We start from the raw sequence: 16,712 nt of genomic DNA, 5'->3' as shown, positions 1-16,712 counted from the left end.
GGGCCCAGGAGGGTGGATGGCTGATGCAGCGTCCGCCACCACTTGACCGAGAAGTGCACGATCGGGATGTCGAGGAAGCCGATGATCCCCAGCACCGCCGCGTACCGCGCGGCACGCTCCGGCTCCTCCACCATGCGCCGCAGCAAGAGGTAGCCGACGTAGATGACGAACATGATCGTCACGCTGGTGAGCCGAGCGTCCCACGTCCACCAGGTTCCCCAAGTGGGCTTTCCCCAGATGGAACCGGTGACGATGTTGATCGCTGTGAAGAGCACGCCAATCTCCGCAGAGGCGTGGGCGAGCCGGTCCGCAGCGTCGCGGCGCTTCCAGAGGTAGACGACGGAGGCAACGAGAACGACGGTGAACGCCAGGTAGGCGACGAAGATGGCCGGCACGTGGAGGTACATGATCCGCTGGACATTCCCCTGTGTGGCCTCGCGCGGGGCGTAGCCGAAGCCGAGGACGAGCCCCAGGACGATCGCGAGGGCGGCCAACCAGCCGAGGATGCGTGTCACGAATCACGCCTCCAATATAAACTCGAAGGTCAAGAGGCCCACGACCAGGTAGATGACGTCGGCCGCGGCGAGGAGGTGGAGCCAGTGGCTGACCTCACCCAGCGCTTGACCGGTGAGCACCGCCTCCGTCGCCTTGACCGTCGCGAGCAGCACCGGAACCTGGACCGGCAGGAGCAGGAGCGGGAAGAGGAGCTCCCGCGCGCGAACCTGGGCCGTGATGGCCGCGAAGAGGGTGCCGATCGCCGCGAGCCCGATCGTGCCGAAGACGCTGACCACGGCGAGGGGGCCGAGTGCGCGCCAGACGTCCAAGTTGTAGAAGATCGACAAGAGGGCCAGCAGGATGGCCTCGACCGTGACCATCAGGAGGAAGTTGCCGGCCAGCTTGCCGAGGTAGATGGCCGACTTGTCCCCCGGGGTGAGGAGGAGCCCTTCCCAGCAGTCGTTCTCCCGCTCGGCGAGAACGGTCCGCCCCAACCCGAGGAGCCCTGCCAGGATGAACCCGAGCCAGAGCAGGCCGGGGAGGGCCGCGGCTAGGCGCTCGCGATCCGCGCCGAGCGCGAACTCGAAGAGCAGGAGGAGCACCAGGCAGAAGAAGGCGAGCGCGTTGAGGCTCTCCTTGGAGCGCCCCTCGGTGAGCAGGTCCTTCCAGAGCACGATCCACGCCCGCCGGGCGTAGGTCATCCGGCTTCCTCGGTGTGGAGGGCATAGAGCCGGCGAAGCTCTTCCAGCGACAGGTCGGTGCGCGGCCGGTCGAGGATGATCCGGCCACCGGCCAGGATCGCCACCCGGTCGGCGATGGAGAGCCCGCGACCGAAACTGTGCGTCGTCATCAGCACGGCGCCGCCGCGTTCTTTGAAGCCGACCAGGACCCCTTCCAGCCACTTCTTGCCCCGCTGGTCCAGTCCGGCGAACGGCTCGTCGAGGAGCAGGAGGCGCGGCGTGCTCAGGAGCACGCGCGCCAGCGCGAGCCGCCGCTTCATCCCGCTCGAAAAGGTCCGCACGCGCTCGCCCGCCACGCTGTCTAGCTCGACGTGGGCCAGTGCCTCCTGGAGCCGCACCGGTCCGGCCTCGAGTCCGCGCAGCGTCGCCCAGAAGCGGAGGTTCTCGACCGCCGTCAGGTCCTCGTAGAGGTACGTGCTGTGACCCAGGAATCCGAGCGACGCCCGCACCGTCTCGGGGTCGCGCACGGCGTCCTGGCCGTTCACCGTCACCGAGCCTCTCGACGGGCGCAGGAGCGTCGCCAGAATCTTGAGCAGCGTCGTTTTCCCGGCGCCGTTGGCGCCGAGAAGCGCCAGGCATTCGCGCTCGCGGAGCTCAAAGCGCACATCCTCCAGCACGACGGCGGCCCCGAACGATTTCCTGAGCCCGGTAACGGTCACCATGGAGGTTGGCAAGTGGGTCCACGCCTCGAAGGTATTGTCCCTCATGGGCCGGAGAAGGGTCAAGGTGCACGCGGAAACGAAAAAGGGGAAGACCACGCGGTCTTCCCCGTCGGCCGTCTGCTCTCGCTAGAAGCGCATCGCGCGGAGACGCGCGATGCGCTCTTCGATGGGCGGGTGCGTGGAGAACAGGGTCACCCAGGACCCGCCGGTGAGCGGGTTCACGATGAACAGGTGGGCCGTCGCCGGGCTCGCATCCATCGGGACGAGCTGGGAGGCCGTGTGGAGCTTCTCGAGCGCCTTGCCGAGGCCCCAGGGCTGCCCTGCCAGCCGGGCGCCTGTGGCGTCGGCCTGATACTCGCGGGCGCGGGAGACGGCGAGCTGGATCAGCATCGCCGCGACGGGCGCCAGGATCGCCATGAGGATAGCGCCGAAGGCGCTGCCACCTTCCTCCTCGTCGTCGCGCCGGCCACCGCCGAAGATCGCGGCCCACTGGGCCATATGCGCGAGGTAGGTGATCGCGCCGGCCAGCGTGGCCGCGACGGTGGAGATCAGGACGTCGCGGTTCTTGACGTGGGCCAGTTCGTGGGCCAGCACGCCCTCGAGCTCGTGTTCGTCGAGCAGCCGCATGATCCCTTCGGTGACCGCTACCGCCGCGTGCTGGGGGTTCCGGCCGGTGGCGAAGGCGTTCGGGGCCTCGCTCGGGATCAGGTGGACCCGCGGCATGGGGATGCCGGCTCGCGTGGCGAGCGTGCGGACGATCCGGTAGAGCGCGGGCGCTTCGGCCTCTTCGATGGGTTTCGCGCCGTACATGGCGAGGACGATCTTGTCGGAGAACCAGTAACTCGCCAGGTTCATGACCAGGGCGAACAGAAAGGCCACAACCATGCCCTGCTGGCCGCCGAGCGCGCCGCCGATCAAGACGAGGAGCGCAGTCAGGGCTGCGAGGAGGATGCCGGTCTTGAAAACGCTGGACATACGATCCCTCCCTTTATCACTGTCTCTACCCCTTAGCTCTGCTTCGCCGGAGAAACACCTAAGAGGGTATCGTCGAACTCGTTTGAATACTAGCAATCCGGTTTGAGCTAGTCAAGCCTACGACATTTCGTGCCTCGGACTGGGGATTTCCCTTGACAAGGGGATTTAGCGAAGTTTATACTGAGCCGATTGTGGAAAACTCCTTTATTCATAGAAGGTTACACGGGACCTGACATGGTCATCCGGGTGTCCGAAATTCCGGAAGAGGGGCTTCGGGTAGAGGGCGTGAAAGCATTTCCTCGGCCCTTCACGGACTCGTCCTGGCTCTTGGAGGATCTCTCCCTGTTCGTCGAAAAGGATGGCGATGATGTGCTGGTGCGCGGGCGGCTGGCGGCCCGCGTGCCCCAGCTCTGCGGGCGGTGCCTCGAAGCGTTCGTCTCCCGCATCGCAGCGGAAATGGACACCCGGTTCGCGCCCCGCCCCCTGTGGCGGCGGGACGAGCAGGTGGAGTTGACGGCCGACGACCTGGAGCTGGACTTCTACGACCAGGATCTCCTGGATCTGGATCGGTTGATCCAGACCGAAGCGATGCTGGGGCTTCCGATGAAGCCCCTCTGCCGCGAAGGATGCCGGGGGCTCTGCCCCGTTTGCGGCGGCAACCGCAACGTCACGCCCTGCGACTGCGAGGCGCGGCGTCCCGATCCGCGGCTGGCCGTGCTCAAAACCCTCGCGGAGCGAATGTCGTCACGATAGGAGCGAATCCACGATGGCCCTCCCCAAACGGCGTCACTCGAAAACTCGTGGCCGGAAGCGCCGGACCCACTACAAGCTCGCCCTTCCCACGCTCTCCGTCTGCCCGCAGTGCCGGGAAACGAAGCTGCCGCACCGCGTCTGCCCGCATTGCGGCTACTACCGGGGGCGGGAGGTTCTCTCCGTCGAAGAGGCCTGATCGCTGCCGGGGGAGACCGGGGCCGGCGACGCGGAGCCCTCTCCGGTGCAAGGCCACGGTCGTTCGTTGGCTAAGTCCTTGAACATCGCGGTGGACGCCATGGGAGGCGACTACGGCCCGACCGTGGTCGTCGAAGGCGCCGTGGCGGCGGCGCGTGAACACGGGCTTCCGGTCATCCTCGTCGGGGATCAGGGTGCGATCGAGCGCGAGCTCGCCCGCCACTGCGTCGGGAACCTGCCGGTCCGTGTCCGCCACGCCTCGCAGGTGGTCGGGATGGCGGAGCCGCCGTCCCAGGCGCTGCGACGGAAACGCGATTCCTCGCTCCGGGTTTCGGCCGACCTGATCAAGGAAGGGGAGGCTGGCGCCTTCGTGTCCGCGGGCAACACGGGAGCCGCGATGGCCACGGCGATGTTCGTGCTGGGCGTGCTCCCCGGCGTCGACCGACCGGCCATCGCGGTGCTGCTTCCGAGCCTCACCGGCTACACCGTCCTCATCGACGCGGGCGCCATCGTGGATCCCAAGCCGCGTCACCTCGTGCAGTTCGCGGTCATGGGCCACTGCTACGCCAAGGACATCCTGGACAAGGGCAGGCCTCGGGTCGGGCTCCTCTCGGTCGGGGAGGAGGAGGGGAAGGGGAACGAGCTGACCAAGGAAGCCTTCGAGGAGCTCAAGCTCTCGTCGCTCAACTTCGTCGGCAACGTGGAAGGCCGTGACATGTACAACGGGAACTGCGATGTCGTCGTGACCGACGGGTTCACGGGCAACGTGGCGCTCAAGATCTCGGAGAGCCTCGCCGAGATGATCGGGGCCATGATCAAGGAGGAGCTCGGGCGCGACGTCCGGTCCCGGGTGGGTGCCCTCTTGTCCGGGCCCGCCTTCGCGCGCTTCAAGAAGCGCGTGGACTACACCGAAATGGGCGGCGCGCCGCTCATCGGTATCAACGGCGCGGCCATCATCTGCCACGGGAACTCGCCGCCGAAGGCGGTCAAGAATGCGGTCCGTGTCGCCGCCGAGTGGGTGCAGCAGAACGTCAACGAGCACATCAAGGCCGCCCTGGAGGAGGAGGCCACGCTGGCCGGGGACGGCCGGGACGGAGGCCGCGAATGACGCGCGCGAAGATCACCGGCGTCGGGTCCTATGCACCCAAGCGCATCCTGACGAACGCGGACCTCGAGAAGATGATCGAGACGAGCGACGAGTGGATCGTGCAGCGCAGCGGCATCCGGGAGCGCCGCATCGTCGACGACGGCGAGGCGACGTCAGACCTCGCCGTGCGCGCCGCCCAGCAGGCGCTCGAGCGGGCCGGCCTCGGGCCCGAGGACATCGACTTCATCGTGGTCGGCACCACGACACCCGACATGTTCTTTCCCTCCGTCGGGAACCTGGTCCAGCAGCGGCTCGGCTGCCGGCGCGTGGGCTCGGTCGACGTGCTCGCGGCGTGCGCGGCATCGGTCTACAGCATGACGATCGGCGCCCAGTTCATCCAGACCGGGAAGTACCGGCGGGTGCTCTGCATCGGCGCCGAGACGCTCTCGCGGATCACCGACTGGACGGATCGCGGGACCTGCGTGCTGCTGGCGGATGCGGCCGGGGCAGCGGTGCTCGAGCCTAGCGACGATGGCAGTGGGCTGCTCGACGCCGAACTTTACTCCGACGGCCAGTACTGGGATCTGCTGTACATGCCCGGCGGGGGCTCCCGGCATCCGGCGACGCGCGAGACCGTGGACGCGCGGATGCACTACGCGAAGATGAAGGGCAACGAGGTCTTCAAGGTCGCCGTCCGCATGTTCGTCGATTCCACGTCGGGCCTGCTCGCCCGTCACGGGCTGGCCGCCGCCGACGTGGACCTCTTCATCCCCCATCAAGCCAACCTCCGGATCATCGAGGCGGCAGCGAAGCGGGTCGGATTGCCCATGGAGCGGGTCTTCGTCAACGTGGACCGCTACGGCAACACCGGTGCCGCTTCCGTCTACGTCGCGCTCGAGGAGGCGGTGACCGGCGGGCGAATCAAGCGCGGCGACCTCGTGCTCCTCGCGGCCTTCGGCGGCGGCTTCGCGTGGGGTTCGGCCCTCCTCCGCTGGTGATGAAGCTCGCCTTCCTCTTCCCCGGGCAGGGCTCGCAGGCGGTCGGGATGGGCAGGGGCTTCTACGATGCCTCCGCCGGCGTGCGCGCGCTCTACGCTGAGGCGAGTGACGCTCTCGGTCTGGACCTGGCCAGGCTCTGCTTCGACGGGCCCGAGGCCGAGCTCCAGCTGACGGCGAACACCCAGCCGGCGATCCTGACGGCGAGCGTGGCCGCCGCTCACGTGCTGGCGGAACGCGGGATCGCCCCCGCGCTGGCGGCGGGCCACAGCCTCGGGGAGTACGCGGCCCTGGTCGTCGGGGGCGCGATGTCGTTCGGCGACGCCGTGCGAGTCGTCCGGAAGCGGGGCGAGTTCATGCAGGAGGCGGTCCCGGTGGGGGTCGGCGCCATGGCCGCCATCCTGGGCATAGAGCTGCTGGCGGTGGAGGCGCTCTGCCGGGAGGCGACGCGCCCCTCCGAGATCGTGACGGTCGCCAACATCAACGCGGCGACCCAGATCGTCGTCGCGGGTCACAGGGTCGCCGTCGAGCGTGCAGTCGCGCTGGCCGCCGAGCGCGGTGGGCGCCGGAGCGTGCTCCTTCCGGTGAGCGCGCCGTTCCACTGCCCGCTGATGCAGCCGGCAGCCGAGCGACTCGCACGGGAGCTGGAGCGCGTCGTCGTCTCGCCGCCGAACGTCCCCGTCGTCCGGAACGTGGACGCCGGCCTCACGACCACAGCCGACGACGTGATTCCCTTCCTCGTTCGCCAGGTGGCGAGCCCGGTCCGGTGGGCTGCCTGCGTGACCCGGATGGTCGAAGAGGGCGCGACCCTCTTTCTCGAGGTAGGGCCAGGACGCGTGCTCACGGCTCTCCTGAAGCGGATCGCCGACGGCGTCAAAGGGTACGCGGTCGAAGATCCGCCGAGCCTGGAGAAGGCCCTAGCGGACCTCGGCGGGTAGTGGTCGTGCCGGGCGACGGCAAAGGGCTCGAGGGGCGTGTCGCCATCGTCACCGGTGCGAGCCGCGGCATCGGGCGGGCGGTGGCCGCATGCCTGGCGCAGGACGGGGCCTCCGTGATAGTGTCGGGACGCGACGCGACGCGCTTGGACGTCGCCGCCAAAGAGCTCGAGGCGTGCGGCGCGCCCGTCCTCGCGGCGCCCGGGGACATCGCGCGCCGCGAGGACGTGGACCGGATCGTCGCGCAGACGCGGGACCGGTTCGGCCGCATCGACATCCTGGTGAACAACGCCGGGATCACCCGGGACGCGCTTCTGGTGCGGATGAAGGACGAGGACTGGGACGAGGTGCTGAACGTGAACCTCCGCGGCGCGTTCCTGATGACGCGTGCGGTGTCCAAGGTCATGATGCGTCAGAAGGGCGGGCGGATCATCAACATCGCGTCCGTCGCGGGGGTCATGGGGAACGCGGGACAGGTGAACTATACGGCCGCCAAAGCGGGGCTCATCGGGCTCACGAAGGCGGCGGCCCGCGAGCTCGCGCACTGGGGTATCCTGGTGAACGCGGTAGCTCCGGGGCTCATCGACACGGACATGACCGCGGCGATCCCCGCCGAGGCGCGGGAGGCGCTTCTGGCCCAGGTGCCCCTGAAGCGGATCGGGCTCGCTCACGACGTGGCGCAGGTGGTTCGCTTCCTGGCCCAGGACGGTGCCAGCTACGTGACGGGGCAGGTGATCCACGTGGACGGCGGGCTCTACATGTAGGGCTGTCTCTGCCAGAAAATATATTTCCCAGTTCAGGAGGCCGTCATGGCGAAGCCGATCGAGGAGCGGGTCAAGGAAATCATCTGCGAGCAGCTCGGGGTGGAAGAGGAAGAGGTAATCCCGACCGCGAAGTTCATCGAGGACCTGGGGGCGGACTCCCTGGACACGGTCGAGCTCGTGATGGCGTTCGAGGAGGAGTTCGACATCGAGATCCCGGACGAGGACGCGGAGAAGATCGCGACCGTCGGGGACGCCATCCAGTACATCAAAGACAACACCTGAGCGTCGCGGCGGGCGAGGTGATTCCGTGAACACGCGGCGAGTCGTCATCACCGGGATGGGGGCGGTGACGCCGGTCGGAAACTCCGCCGAAGAGTTCTGGGCGGCCATCACCCAAGGGCGCTCCGGCATCGGACCGATCACCCGGTTCGACCCGAGCGGCTACACGACACGCATCGCCGGGGAAGTCAAGGACTTCGATCCGCTGAAGTGGGTGGACAAGAAGGAGGCACGCCGGCTCGATCCGTACCTCCAGTACGCGATCGCGTGCGCCAGCATGGCCGTGGAGGACGCCGGGCTCGACGTCTCGAAGGTGGACGGGACGCGCTTCGGCGTCCTGGTCGGATCCGGGATCGGCGGGATCCAGACGCTTCTCGATTCCCACGACACGCTGAACGCGAAAGGGCCCGATCGGGTCTCGCCGTTCTTCATCCCGATGCTGATCATCAACATGGCGTCCGGTCTGATCTCCATGCGGTACGGAGCGAAGGGGCCCAACTCCGCCGTGGTCACGGCGTGCGCGACCGGCAACCACGCGATCGGCGACGCGTTCAAGATCATCCAGCGCGGCGACGCGGACGTCATGATCGCGGGCGGCGCCGAAGCGATCATCTGTCCCCTCACCATCGCCGGGTTCTGTCAGATGAAGGCGATGTCCACGCGAAACGACGAGCCGACGAAGGCCTCGCGCCCCTTCGATGCCAACCGCGACGGTTTCGTGTGCGGGGAAGGGGGCGGGCTCCTGGTGGTCGAATCGCTCGAGCATGCCGCGAGGCGGGACGCGCGCATCTACGCCGAGATCGTCGGCTACGGCATGAGCTCGGACGCCTACCACATGACCGCGCCCGATCCCGAGGGGGACGGCGCGTCCCGCGCGATGGCGAGCGCCCTCAAGGACGCCGGCCTCCCGGTTACGGTCGTCGGCTACATCAACGCCCACGGCACGTCCACGCCGTACAACGACAAGTTCGAGACGATGGCGATCCGGCGGGTGTTCGGAACGCACGCCAACGAGCTGGCCGTCTCATCGACCAAGTCGATGATCGGTCACCTTCTCGGCGCCGCGGGCGGGGTCGAGGCCATCGCGACGATCCTGGCCATCTACCACGGCCTGCTCCCCCCGACGATCAACTACGAGACGCCGGACCCCGAGTGCGACTTGGACTACGTGCCGAACCAGGCCCGCAAACAGGAGGTGGAGGTGGCGGTGTCCAACGCCTTCGGCTTCGGCGGGACCAACGCCACGCTCGTCTTTCGGCGGTACCAACCGTAGCCTCTCGTTCGGGTGCGCACCCGTGGCCCCGCCGTGGGTACCCGGCTCGCGCGATCGAGGGGCGAGGTTCGGAAGGGGGGCGTGGCTCCGAGTTTCTCTCAGACCTTGGCTTCCGACGCAGACCTCCTTGACGCGCTCGGGGCGCTGGAGCAGCGCCTGGGCTACGAGTTCCGGGATCGCGCGCTGGTGCTCTGCGCGCTCACCCACGCGTCGTATGCCCACGAGCACCCGCCCGAGCCCGACAACGCGCAGCTCGCGTGGCTCGGCGACGCGGTGCTGGCGCTCGTGGTGACGGAGCGGCTCTTCACGGCGCTGCCCGAGGAGTCGGTCGGCCCCCTGACCTCCCGGCGTGCCGAGCTGGTGGCAGGGCCGACGCTCGCGCGCTGGGCGGTGGACCTCGAGCTGGGGCCGCTCCTCCGGCTCGGGCGGGGTGAGCTGCTGAGCGGCGGGAGCGAAAAGGAATCGATGCTGGCAAGCGCGTTCGAGGCTGTCCTGGGCGCCGTCTACCTGGACGGCGGGCTGGCCGCCGCCCGGGCGATAGTTGCGCGCCTCGCGGTGTGGTAACCTCAATCCATGCGCCTCTGGCCGTTCTCGCGTGCGCGTCGCGTCCGGTCTCCGATCGCCCCCGTCCCGGAGCTCGCGGTCTTCCAGGACGTCCTCCGCAGGAATGTCGAGGACGTTTTCAGCGTGCAGGAGCAGCACGTCCGGGGTCCCATGGTGATTTTCGGCGGCGTGCTGCTGATGACGCCGGCGCGCGCCCTGAACCTCCTGGAGCTCCGCTTCAAACCGTTCGGCTACACCCCGTTTCTGAGGGCAGAGGGGGGCAAGGTCTGGATCCACGCGCTGCCGCTCGCCGCGGTGACCGAGGCCGGGAACCCGATGGTCAACCTGGTTCTGTTCCTGGCGACCTGCGTGTCGACGGTCTGGGCGGGATCCGGGACGTTCAACCCGCTCGGGGATCCGGAACGGCTCTGGCAGGGGGTGAGCTTCGCCTTCGCCCTCCTCTCGATGCTCGGCACCCACGAGTTCGGCCACTACTTCACGGCGCGGTATTACGGCGCGGCGGTGAGCCTCCCGTACTTCATTCCCGCCCCGCCGCCGTTCTTCTTCGGCACGCTCGGGGCCATCATCAAGCTGAAGTCACCGGCCCGTGACCGGAACTCCCTGTTCGATATCGCAGCGGCGGGGCCGCTGGCGGGGCTCGTTGTCGCCGTGCCGGTGCTGCTCCTGGGACTCTCCTGGTCGCGAATCGTCGCGATCCCGCCGGACTTCGGCGGGCTCGTCTTCGGCGACTCGCTCCTGATGCGCTTTCTGGTCTACCTGACCTTCGGCTCGATCCCCGAAGGGACAGACGTCCTGATCCACCCGGTGGGGCTCGCCGGCTGGCTGGGTCTCTTCGTGACCGCCCTGAACCTCTTCCCCGTGGGCCAGCTCGACGGCGGCCGCATCGCCTATGCGCTCTTCGGGGCGCACCACCGGAAAGTCTACCGGGCGACGTTCGCCGCGCTCCTCGTGCTCGGCGTCGTCACGCGGTCGGTGAACTGGTTCGTGTGGGCCGCGCTCCTCTTCTTCCTCATCGGCTTCGACCATACCCCTCCGCTGGACGATCTCACGCCGCTCTCGCCGGGGCGTCGCGTCGTGGGCGGCTTCTGCCTCTTCCTCCTCGTCCTGCTGATCCCGCCCATCCCGATCCAGGTCCAATAACTCAGTCGGAGGGGGCCTCGACGGCCCCCTCCGAGGCCTCCCCCAGGAATGGTGGTTCGAGCCGAGGGGCTGCCGACGAGCCGCAGGCGAGGAGAGCCACGAGGCGAGGACCGAGTTGGTTGCGCGGGCGAAGCCCGCGCTCGAAAGGTATTACTCCGACACGCTCCTATCTCGCCCGAACCCGCCGCCGAAGCGTCCGCAGTCCGCCCGGGGCGGCGGGCTCACGGAGGGGGTGGGCTCGCACTGGGCCGGGGGTCTCTAGCAACTCGCCCACCAGCGCCCCGCCGCCGAGCAGCTCCCACGAGTGTCTTCTCCCGCAATTAGTGGTCACGACGGCGGGCGATTCATGTAAAATTCTCACGAGATGAGCCACCTGCATCAGGTCCTCAGCCGGAAAGTGGACCAGTGGCGCGCGGATGGTTACCCCTCGCCCGACTACTCTGCAATTGCAGAGATCTTCGAATGGGCTAGTGACCCGGAAACGGGCGCCCTAAGATTTCTCAGAAAGCCGCAACTCCGGGCGCTCGAAACGTACTGGTACTTACGACTGGTCGAAGATACTCCGCATATCTTCGCGCTGTATCAGAAGCTTTTCCCCAACCCGGCGGAGCTCCTCGAGGCCCTCGGCCTCATTGCTCCCCAGATCATGAAGCTCGTGGCCGGTCAGCCGCTCGATTCCCTGTGGCAGCGGATCAAGACCGACGACCGCTTCCTGCGAGAGTTTCGCCTGGAGAGCGTCCGAGAGACACTGACGCTGGACTATCCGAGCTACATTCTGGCGCTGGCAATGGGGGCGGGGAAGACCATCCTCATCGGCGCCATCTTTGCCACCGAGTTCGCGATGGCGCTGGAGTATCCGGATGGCCCGTTCGTCCAGAATGCCCTTGTCTTCGCGCCCGGGAAGACAATTATCGAGTCGCTTAAAGAGTTAGCCGCTGTCCCCTACGAGAGAATCCTGCCGCCGCGGCTCTATAGGTGGTTTTCGGCCTCGATCAAGCTCACGTTCACCCGAGACGGGGAGAAGGACATTCCCGTGGTCAGGGGGAGCCTTTACAACGTCGTCGTGACGAATACTGAGAAGATCCGAATCCAGAAGGAAACGATTCGGCGGAGCGATCTGGGCGACCTCCTGACTCGAGGGCGGGAGGACGAAGCGCGGGCCGAAGTGGCGAACCTACGGCTCCGGGCGATCGCGTCGTTGCCCCAACTCGCTGTCTTTTCGGACGAAGCCCATCATACCTACGGCCAGTCACTGCAAGCGGAGTTGAAGAAAGTTCGAAGGACGGTGGACTACCTGGCGGCGAATACGAAGGTCGTGTGCGTCGTCAACACCACCGGGACCCCGTATTTTCGGCGTCAGCCCCTAAAGGACGTCGTGATCTGGTACGGGCTCTCCGAAGGGATCCGAGACAACATACTTAAAGATGTCTCTGGCAACATCCAGGCGTTTGATTTCGAGGAGAGCACAGGAGCCTACGTGAGCCATGTCATCGAGGACTTCTTCAAAGACTACGGGAAGTTGCAGCTCCTGAACGGCGCGCCAGCGAGACTGGCGATCTACTTTCCACAGACTGACGATCTCGAGGAGCTGCGCCCGGTCATTGATGCTGCGCTGGTGAAGGTCGGTCAGTCCCCTGCCGCGTGTTTGCGGAACACCTCGGAGTCTCCAAAGGAGGAGGTGGACGCCTTCAACCGGCTCAACGACCCGGAGGCGCCCCACCGCGTGATCCTGCTCGTCAACAAGGGCACCGAAGGCTGGAACTGCCTGAGCCTTTTTGCCTGCGCTCTGGCGCGCCGGCTCAGGACCAGCAACAACTTCGTTCTCCAGGCGGCGACCCGGTGCCTGCGCCAGGTGCCTGGCAACGACAGGAAGGCGCGGATCTATCTCTCACGTGATAACCGCTCGATCCTGGACCGCCAGCTTCAGGAGACATATGGCGAGACCATCGCCGACCTTGACCGTGCCACGCGGGAAACCGGGTCCGCCCGCTTGATTCTGCGAAAGCGCGACTTGCCCCCAGTCACCCTGACGCGCCTCGTCCGAACCGTCGTTCCCGCCGGGGTGGGCAGCCGCACGCTCCGGCTCGAACGGCCCAAGATCGACTCGGAGAGGACGGTTCTCACAAAGGCGGTCTTGACATCGTCCCGCAGCAGGGCGTGAGGAGGCTGCTCCAACAGGTCGGCGGGACAATCCAAATAGAAGCTGTGCCCGACACGATGGACCGCTACGAAGCCGCCGTCAGCCTCGCCGCCGCCTTCCGCCTTGATCTGTGGCCCCTCTACGATGAATTGAGACGGCTTTACGGCGATGACGAAGATGTCCCCGTGGCTCACCTTGAGGAGCTGGCAGCACAAATCACCGAACAGACCCGGGGCTATGAGGTTAGGGAGGAGAAGGTCGAGTGGGCGCTGGCGCTCGTGAAGCCTGAAGGATTCAGCAGAAAGACCGAGGGCGAGGGCGTGGAGGTCTATACCGCCGAGATCACCTACCCGAAAGACCGCGAGCGCCTCCTGCTCCGCGCCGGCACGGTGCTCACAGAAAATCCTGCTAGCTTCGGCTTCCACTATGATCCGTACAACTTCGATTCCACGCCAGAGATGGACTTCTTCCGGCAGATGCTCAGGGAACTCAATCTCCATCCGGCCGAGGTGGAGGATATCTGTTTCATCGGTGGCCTGACCGACCCGGGCAAGACTGATTTAAAAGACCTGATCCTCCAGGCGGACGGCAGCCGCGTCCGGCGGATCATCCTGTTCGGGTCGCGAGCCCGGGGCGATGCGCGACCGGACAGCGACTTCGACCTGCTCGTGGTCTTCCGCCACATGACGCCAGAGGAGAAGCGGGCAAACCTGCTCGCCCTCTATCGGGTATTTGAGGGCGCTGGCGTCGTTGCGGAACCCTGGGTGATGGGCGAGGAGGAGTTCGAGGAGACCAAGACGGTCATCGGCGGCCTCGCCTATCCGGCCTGGAAAGAAGGGGTGCTGCTCTACGAGAACCCCTGAGCAAATCCAGTGGGACTGGGTTAAGCTGTGGCTCGCGACAGCAGAGGAGGATCTCTTGGCAGCCGATCTGATACTCAATGGGTCCATGCCATCGTATCGGCTCGTAAGCTTCCACGCGCAGCAAGCCGCTGAGAAATTCACGTTGATACTCGGAGGGCACACCACATTCAGTGCCTAATGGACGAATTGTTCGGACAAGATAATTTCCAGAACTCCATCTGCTGGAAGCGCTCACCCTTTGCAGGAAGCAGTAAGGCTAGAGCTCATCGGTACCCAGCAAACCATGACGTAATCATGTTATCCCACTCAAAAGCCCGAAGACCTCTTGAGGCGGATAATCTCGTGCTGTTCTAACCCTGGCGATCTGGTCCTTGATTGCTTCATTGGTTCTGGCACGACGGCGGCAGTAGCGCAGAAACTGGGGAGACGGTGGATTGGCTGCGACATGAACAAAGGAGCGATCCAGACCACAAGCAAGCCCCTCCAGACGATTATTCAGGAGCAGATCGAGCAAGCGCAAACGGCGCAGCAGGTCTCCCTGGCCGGTGTGACCGCGGAGGAAGAACAGGCGCCCGGGCCAGCCCAGCTCTCTTTTGCGGTGTACCGCGTCAACGATTACGATCTGGCGATTCAGCACGAGGAGGCGGTGAGCCTCGCCTGCGAGCACATCGGGGTGACGCGGACCAGGACCGACCGCTACTTCGACGGAACGCTCGGCAAGAAGCTAGTGAAAGTCATTCCCTTCAACCATCCGCTCACGCTGCTTGATCTTGAGGAACTCAAGCGCGAGCTGGAGGCTCGGCCGGGGGAGGACCGGGCGATTGTGCTTGTCTGCCTGGGCAAGGAGCCGGCCGCGGACGCGTGGATCGAAGACTGGAACCGGCTGCGCAGAGGGAAGGCGGCGGTGAACCGGATCGAGGTCATCGAGCTGCGGACAGACCCTAAGTACGGCAAGTTCTTCCAGCACCAGCCAGCCCGGGCCAGGGTGAAAGCGGTACCGAAGAACGATACGCTGATCGTCGAGATAGAGGACTTTATCTCGCCTAGCATCATCGAGCGCCTCCAGGAGCAGGCGGGGCTCATGAAACCTAAAATCGACGACTGGCGGGCCATGGTGGACTGCGTGTTGATCGACCCCGATTATGATAGCAAGGTGTTCCGGATCGGTCTCTCAGACGTGCCGGAACGGAAGACCGACCTGGTGGCAGGGCGCTACGAGATCCCGGCAGGCCGTGGCGAAGGGACGCTTGCTGTCAAGGTCATCGACATGCTGGGGGAAGAAGTATTGGTCACCCTGCCGAAGGGCTAAGCCCCGAGCTTAAGCGCAGCGGCGAGGAGCGCCACCCTGGGCATGGTCACCTCGCAGGGGGGTCGTGAGCGTCGGCGGCGCGATCCTGCCAGCGGAGCGCGCTGGGCGGGCGGCGAAGTTGACAGGACACGCTCCGGCCGGTATGGTACCCTCGAACTGATGCTGCCGGTGTCGCGCGATCCCCACGTCCAGGCGCTGATGGTCGACCTGATCCGGGCGATCAAGGTTTCGCTGGCCGCCGGCGACGCTGCGCGTGCCCTCGTCGCGGAACTCCTGAAGCGCGGCGCGGGCACCGGGAGTCTCCTGCTGGACGACAGCGAGAGCCCGACAGCTACGCTCACCCCGCAGGACCGGAAGTTCCTCAGCGCCCTGGCGATCCGTCCCGCGGACCGCTGATCTCGATGCGCGGCCTCGTCCTGCTCGGCTGGATTCTTGTTTTTGCGTTCCTCCTCTGGCCGCTCCTCAAGTGGGCGCTCCGCCAGCGCCTGCCGCATGCCGGCGCGAGTGCCCGCCCCCGGCCTCGAGCGCTGAGAGACGAGCTGGTAAAAGATCCGGTCTGCCAGACCTATGTCCTGCGCTCGCGGGCCGTGACGCGCGGCGCCGGCGGGGACACGCGGTACTTCTGCGGCCCCGAGTGCGCGGCCCGCTTCGACGCCGCGGGACGCGGATGAGGCTCGGCCAAGCCGGTGCCGTCCGCCTCCTCGATCCCGGGACCTCGCACGCGTAGCCGATGTCCTTCGAGCTCCTCGTTCTCGACCTGGACGGGGTCGTCCTGGACCACGCCATGCGCATCGATCCGGCGCTCGAGACCGGGCTCCGCCGGGCGATGGCCCGCGGGCTCAGGGTGACGCTGGCGACGGGGCGGATGCCTCAAGCAACGCGGCCGTACTGGGAGCGCTTCGAGATCTCCACGCCCGTGATCCTCTACAACGGCGCCCTGGTCCGCGATCCCCGCAACGGCGGCGTGCTCTATGCCCGCTGGCTCCCGCCCGGCCTTCTCGGCGACCTCTACCCGGTCTTTGCCGGTGCGCCCGTGGATCCGCTCTTCTACCGGGGCGATACCATCTACTGCCTGGAGAAGACTCGCCCGATTCTCACCTACTGCGAAGAAGAGGCGCTCGAGGCCGTGGAGATCGCCGACCGCGAGACCTTTCTCCGGGAAGGTTTCTTCGTCAAGGCGCTCCTCATCGGCGACCCGGCGGAGCTTCCACGCCTCAGGGAGAGGCTCAGCCCCGCCCTGGGGACCGCCCGGCTGGTCCTGAGCCGGCCGGACTACCTCGAGCTGCTTCCCGCCGGCGCGTCCAAGGGCGCGGCGCTCAGGGTCCTCGCCCAACACCTGGGCATCCCCCTCGGGCGGGTGATCGCGGCAGGCGACCAGGAGAACGACATCGAGATGATCCAGGCTGCGGGCGTCGGCATCGCGATGTCCCATTCCCCGCCCCACGTCCGCGCCGCCGCATCCCGCGTGGCCCCGCCGCCGGCGTCGGGGGGGCTCGCCGCGGTCCTGGCCGAGCTTTGTCCCGAGCACTTCCGGCCGGAGTGA

The 16,712-nt window shown here is 66.7% G+C and carries 21 protein-coding genes; 17 read left to right on the top strand and 4 right to left on the bottom strand.

Features of this window, described 5'->3' with window-relative positions:
- From ccsA to htpX, 4 genes are all read right to left on the bottom strand, one after another.
- Positions 1 to 515, bottom strand: a 515-nt coding sequence (gene ccsA / locus HY726_13080) for a cytochrome c biogenesis protein CcsA (GenBank protein ID MBI4609929.1), incomplete at its 3' end; no start/stop codon positions are given.
- A gap of 3 nt (positions 516 to 518) precedes the next feature.
- A complete protein-coding gene (locus HY726_13075) occupies positions 519 to 1,196 on the bottom strand; it encodes a heme exporter protein CcmB (protein ID MBI4609928.1) in 678 nt (225 codons plus the stop codon).
- The gene (gene ccmA / locus HY726_13070) at positions 1,193 to 1,942 is read right to left on the bottom strand and encodes a heme ABC exporter ATP-binding protein CcmA (protein MBI4609927.1); all 750 of its coding nucleotides are present in this window, start codon (positions 1,940 to 1,942) and stop codon (positions 1,193 to 1,195) included. Before ccmA ends, HY726_13075 begins: the two co-directional genes overlap by 4 nt.
- A gap of 81 nt (positions 1,943 to 2,023) precedes the next feature.
- Positions 2,024 to 2,872 (bottom strand): zinc metalloprotease HtpX, encoded by an 849-nt coding sequence (htpX, locus tag HY726_13065; GenBank protein MBI4609926.1) that lies wholly within the window; start codon positions 2,870 to 2,872, stop codon positions 2,024 to 2,026.
- A 234-nt stretch (positions 2,873 to 3,106) separates the two neighbouring features.
- Between htpX and HY726_13060 the strand changes: the two genes are divergently transcribed.
- From HY726_13060 to HY726_12980, 17 genes are all read left to right on the top strand, one after another.
- Positions 3,107 to 3,625, top strand: a complete 519-nt coding sequence (locus HY726_13060) for a DUF177 domain-containing protein (GenBank protein ID MBI4609925.1) — start codon at positions 3,107 to 3,109, stop codon at positions 3,623 to 3,625.
- A 13-nt stretch (positions 3,626 to 3,638) separates the two neighbouring features.
- Positions 3,639 to 3,821 carry a 50S ribosomal protein L32 gene (rpmF, locus tag HY726_13055; protein MBI4609924.1) on the top strand — a complete coding sequence of 61 codons (183 nt, stop codon included), beginning with the start codon at positions 3,639 to 3,641 and terminating at the stop codon, positions 3,819 to 3,821.
- A 78-nt stretch (positions 3,822 to 3,899) separates the two neighbouring features.
- On the top strand, positions 3,900 to 4,928 hold the full coding sequence (plsX, locus tag HY726_13050) for a phosphate acyltransferase PlsX (GenBank protein ID MBI4609923.1): 1,029 nt from the start codon (positions 3,900 to 3,902) through the stop codon (positions 4,926 to 4,928).
- The gene (locus HY726_13045; GenBank protein MBI4609922.1) at positions 4,925 to 5,905 is read left to right on the top strand and encodes a ketoacyl-ACP synthase III; all 981 of its coding nucleotides are present in this window, start codon (positions 4,925 to 4,927) and stop codon (positions 5,903 to 5,905) included. The genes plsX and HY726_13045 overlap by 4 nt, the downstream gene beginning before the upstream one ends.
- The gene (fabD, locus tag HY726_13040) at positions 5,902 to 6,840 is read left to right on the top strand and encodes an ACP S-malonyltransferase (GenBank protein ID MBI4609921.1); all 939 of its coding nucleotides are present in this window, start codon (positions 5,902 to 5,904) and stop codon (positions 6,838 to 6,840) included. The genes HY726_13045 and fabD overlap by 4 nt, the downstream gene beginning before the upstream one ends.
- Positions 6,841 to 6,845: 5 nt before the next feature.
- The gene (gene fabG, locus HY726_13035) at positions 6,846 to 7,601 is read left to right on the top strand and encodes a 3-oxoacyl-[acyl-carrier-protein] reductase (protein MBI4609920.1); all 756 of its coding nucleotides are present in this window, start codon (positions 6,846 to 6,848) and stop codon (positions 7,599 to 7,601) included.
- Between the two features lie 45 nt (positions 7,602 to 7,646).
- Complete coding sequence (gene acpP, locus HY726_13030) at positions 7,647 to 7,883, top strand: acyl carrier protein (GenBank protein MBI4609919.1); 237 nt, start codon at positions 7,647 to 7,649, stop codon at positions 7,881 to 7,883.
- Between the two features lie 55 nt (positions 7,884 to 7,938).
- Positions 7,939 to 9,153 carry a beta-ketoacyl-ACP synthase II gene (fabF, locus tag HY726_13025; GenBank protein ID MBI4609918.1) on the top strand — a complete coding sequence of 405 codons (1,215 nt, stop codon included), beginning with the start codon at positions 7,939 to 7,941 and terminating at the stop codon, positions 9,151 to 9,153.
- Between the two features lie 105 nt (positions 9,154 to 9,258).
- Positions 9,259 to 9,717 carry a hypothetical protein gene (locus HY726_13020; GenBank protein ID MBI4609917.1) on the top strand — a complete coding sequence of 153 codons (459 nt, stop codon included), beginning with the start codon at positions 9,259 to 9,261 and terminating at the stop codon, positions 9,715 to 9,717.
- A gap of 315 nt (positions 9,718 to 10,032) precedes the next feature.
- Positions 10,033 to 10,857, top strand: coding sequence for a site-2 protease family protein (locus tag HY726_13015; GenBank protein ID MBI4609916.1), 825 nt, complete (start codon positions 10,033 to 10,035; stop codon positions 10,855 to 10,857).
- A 364-nt stretch (positions 10,858 to 11,221) separates the two neighbouring features.
- Positions 11,222 to 13,018 carry a DEAD/DEAH box helicase family protein gene (locus HY726_13010; GenBank protein MBI4609915.1) on the top strand — a complete coding sequence of 599 codons (1,797 nt, stop codon included), beginning with the start codon at positions 11,222 to 11,224 and terminating at the stop codon, positions 13,016 to 13,018.
- A gap of 455 nt (positions 13,019 to 13,473) precedes the next feature.
- Complete coding sequence (locus tag HY726_13005) at positions 13,474 to 13,860, top strand: nucleotidyltransferase domain-containing protein (protein ID MBI4609914.1); 387 nt, start codon at positions 13,474 to 13,476, stop codon at positions 13,858 to 13,860.
- 55 nt (positions 13,861 to 13,915) lie between these two features.
- A complete protein-coding gene (locus HY726_13000; protein ID MBI4609913.1) occupies positions 13,916 to 14,038 on the top strand; it encodes a hypothetical protein in 123 nt (40 codons plus the stop codon).
- Positions 14,039 to 14,185: 147 nt separating this feature from the next.
- Entirely contained in the window at positions 14,186 to 15,169 is a 984-nt protein-coding gene (locus HY726_12995) for a site-specific DNA-methyltransferase (GenBank protein ID MBI4609912.1), read from the top strand.
- A 168-nt stretch (positions 15,170 to 15,337) separates the two neighbouring features.
- Complete coding sequence (locus HY726_12990) at positions 15,338 to 15,565, top strand: hypothetical protein (protein MBI4609911.1); 228 nt, start codon at positions 15,338 to 15,340, stop codon at positions 15,563 to 15,565.
- Between the two features lie 5 nt (positions 15,566 to 15,570).
- Positions 15,571 to 15,840 (top strand): hypothetical protein, encoded by a 270-nt coding sequence (locus HY726_12985; GenBank protein MBI4609910.1) that lies wholly within the window; start codon positions 15,571 to 15,573, stop codon positions 15,838 to 15,840.
- A 59-nt stretch (positions 15,841 to 15,899) separates the two neighbouring features.
- Positions 15,900 to 16,712 (top strand): HAD family hydrolase, encoded by an 813-nt coding sequence (locus HY726_12980; protein ID MBI4609909.1) that lies wholly within the window; start codon positions 15,900 to 15,902, stop codon positions 16,710 to 16,712.

The sequence above is a fragment of the Candidatus Rokuibacteriota bacterium genome, from assembly GCA_016209385.1.
Taxonomy (GTDB): domain Bacteria; phylum Methylomirabilota; class Methylomirabilia; order Rokubacteriales; family CSP1-6; genus JACQWB01.
This window is presented reverse-complemented; position numbering and strand designations above follow the sequence as displayed.

Coding starts and splice junctions, on each gene's coding strand:
- HY726_13075 (MBI4609928.1), bottom strand. CDS start 1,196: ATGACCTACGCCCGGCGGGCGTGGATCGTGCTCTGGAAGGACCTGCTC.
- ccmA (MBI4609927.1), bottom strand. CDS start 1,942: ATGAGGGACAATACCTTCGAGGCGTGGACCCACTTGCCAACCTCCATG.
- htpX (MBI4609926.1), bottom strand. CDS start 2,872: ATGTCCAGCGTTTTCAAGACCGGCATCCTCCTCGCAGCCCTGACTGCG.
- HY726_13060 (MBI4609925.1), top strand. CDS start 3,107: ATGGTCATCCGGGTGTCCGAAATTCCGGAAGAGGGGCTTCGGGTAGAG.
- rpmF (MBI4609924.1), top strand. CDS start 3,639: ATGGCCCTCCCCAAACGGCGTCACTCGAAAACTCGTGGCCGGAAGCGC.
- HY726_13045 (MBI4609922.1), top strand. CDS start 4,925: ATGACGCGCGCGAAGATCACCGGCGTCGGGTCCTATGCACCCAAGCGC.
- acpP (MBI4609919.1), top strand. CDS start 7,647: ATGGCGAAGCCGATCGAGGAGCGGGTCAAGGAAATCATCTGCGAGCAG.
- fabF (MBI4609918.1), top strand. CDS start 7,939: ATGGGGGCGGTGACGCCGGTCGGAAACTCCGCCGAAGAGTTCTGGGCG.
- HY726_13015 (MBI4609916.1), top strand. CDS start 10,033: ATGGTCAACCTGGTTCTGTTCCTGGCGACCTGCGTGTCGACGGTCTGG.
- HY726_13010 (MBI4609915.1), top strand. CDS start 11,222: ATGAGCCACCTGCATCAGGTCCTCAGCCGGAAAGTGGACCAGTGGCGC.
- HY726_13005 (MBI4609914.1), top strand. CDS start 13,474: ATGCTCAGGGAACTCAATCTCCATCCGGCCGAGGTGGAGGATATCTGT.
- HY726_12985 (MBI4609910.1), top strand. CDS start 15,571: ATGCGCGGCCTCGTCCTGCTCGGCTGGATTCTTGTTTTTGCGTTCCTC.
- HY726_12980 (MBI4609909.1), top strand. CDS start 15,900: ATGTCCTTCGAGCTCCTCGTTCTCGACCTGGACGGGGTCGTCCTGGAC.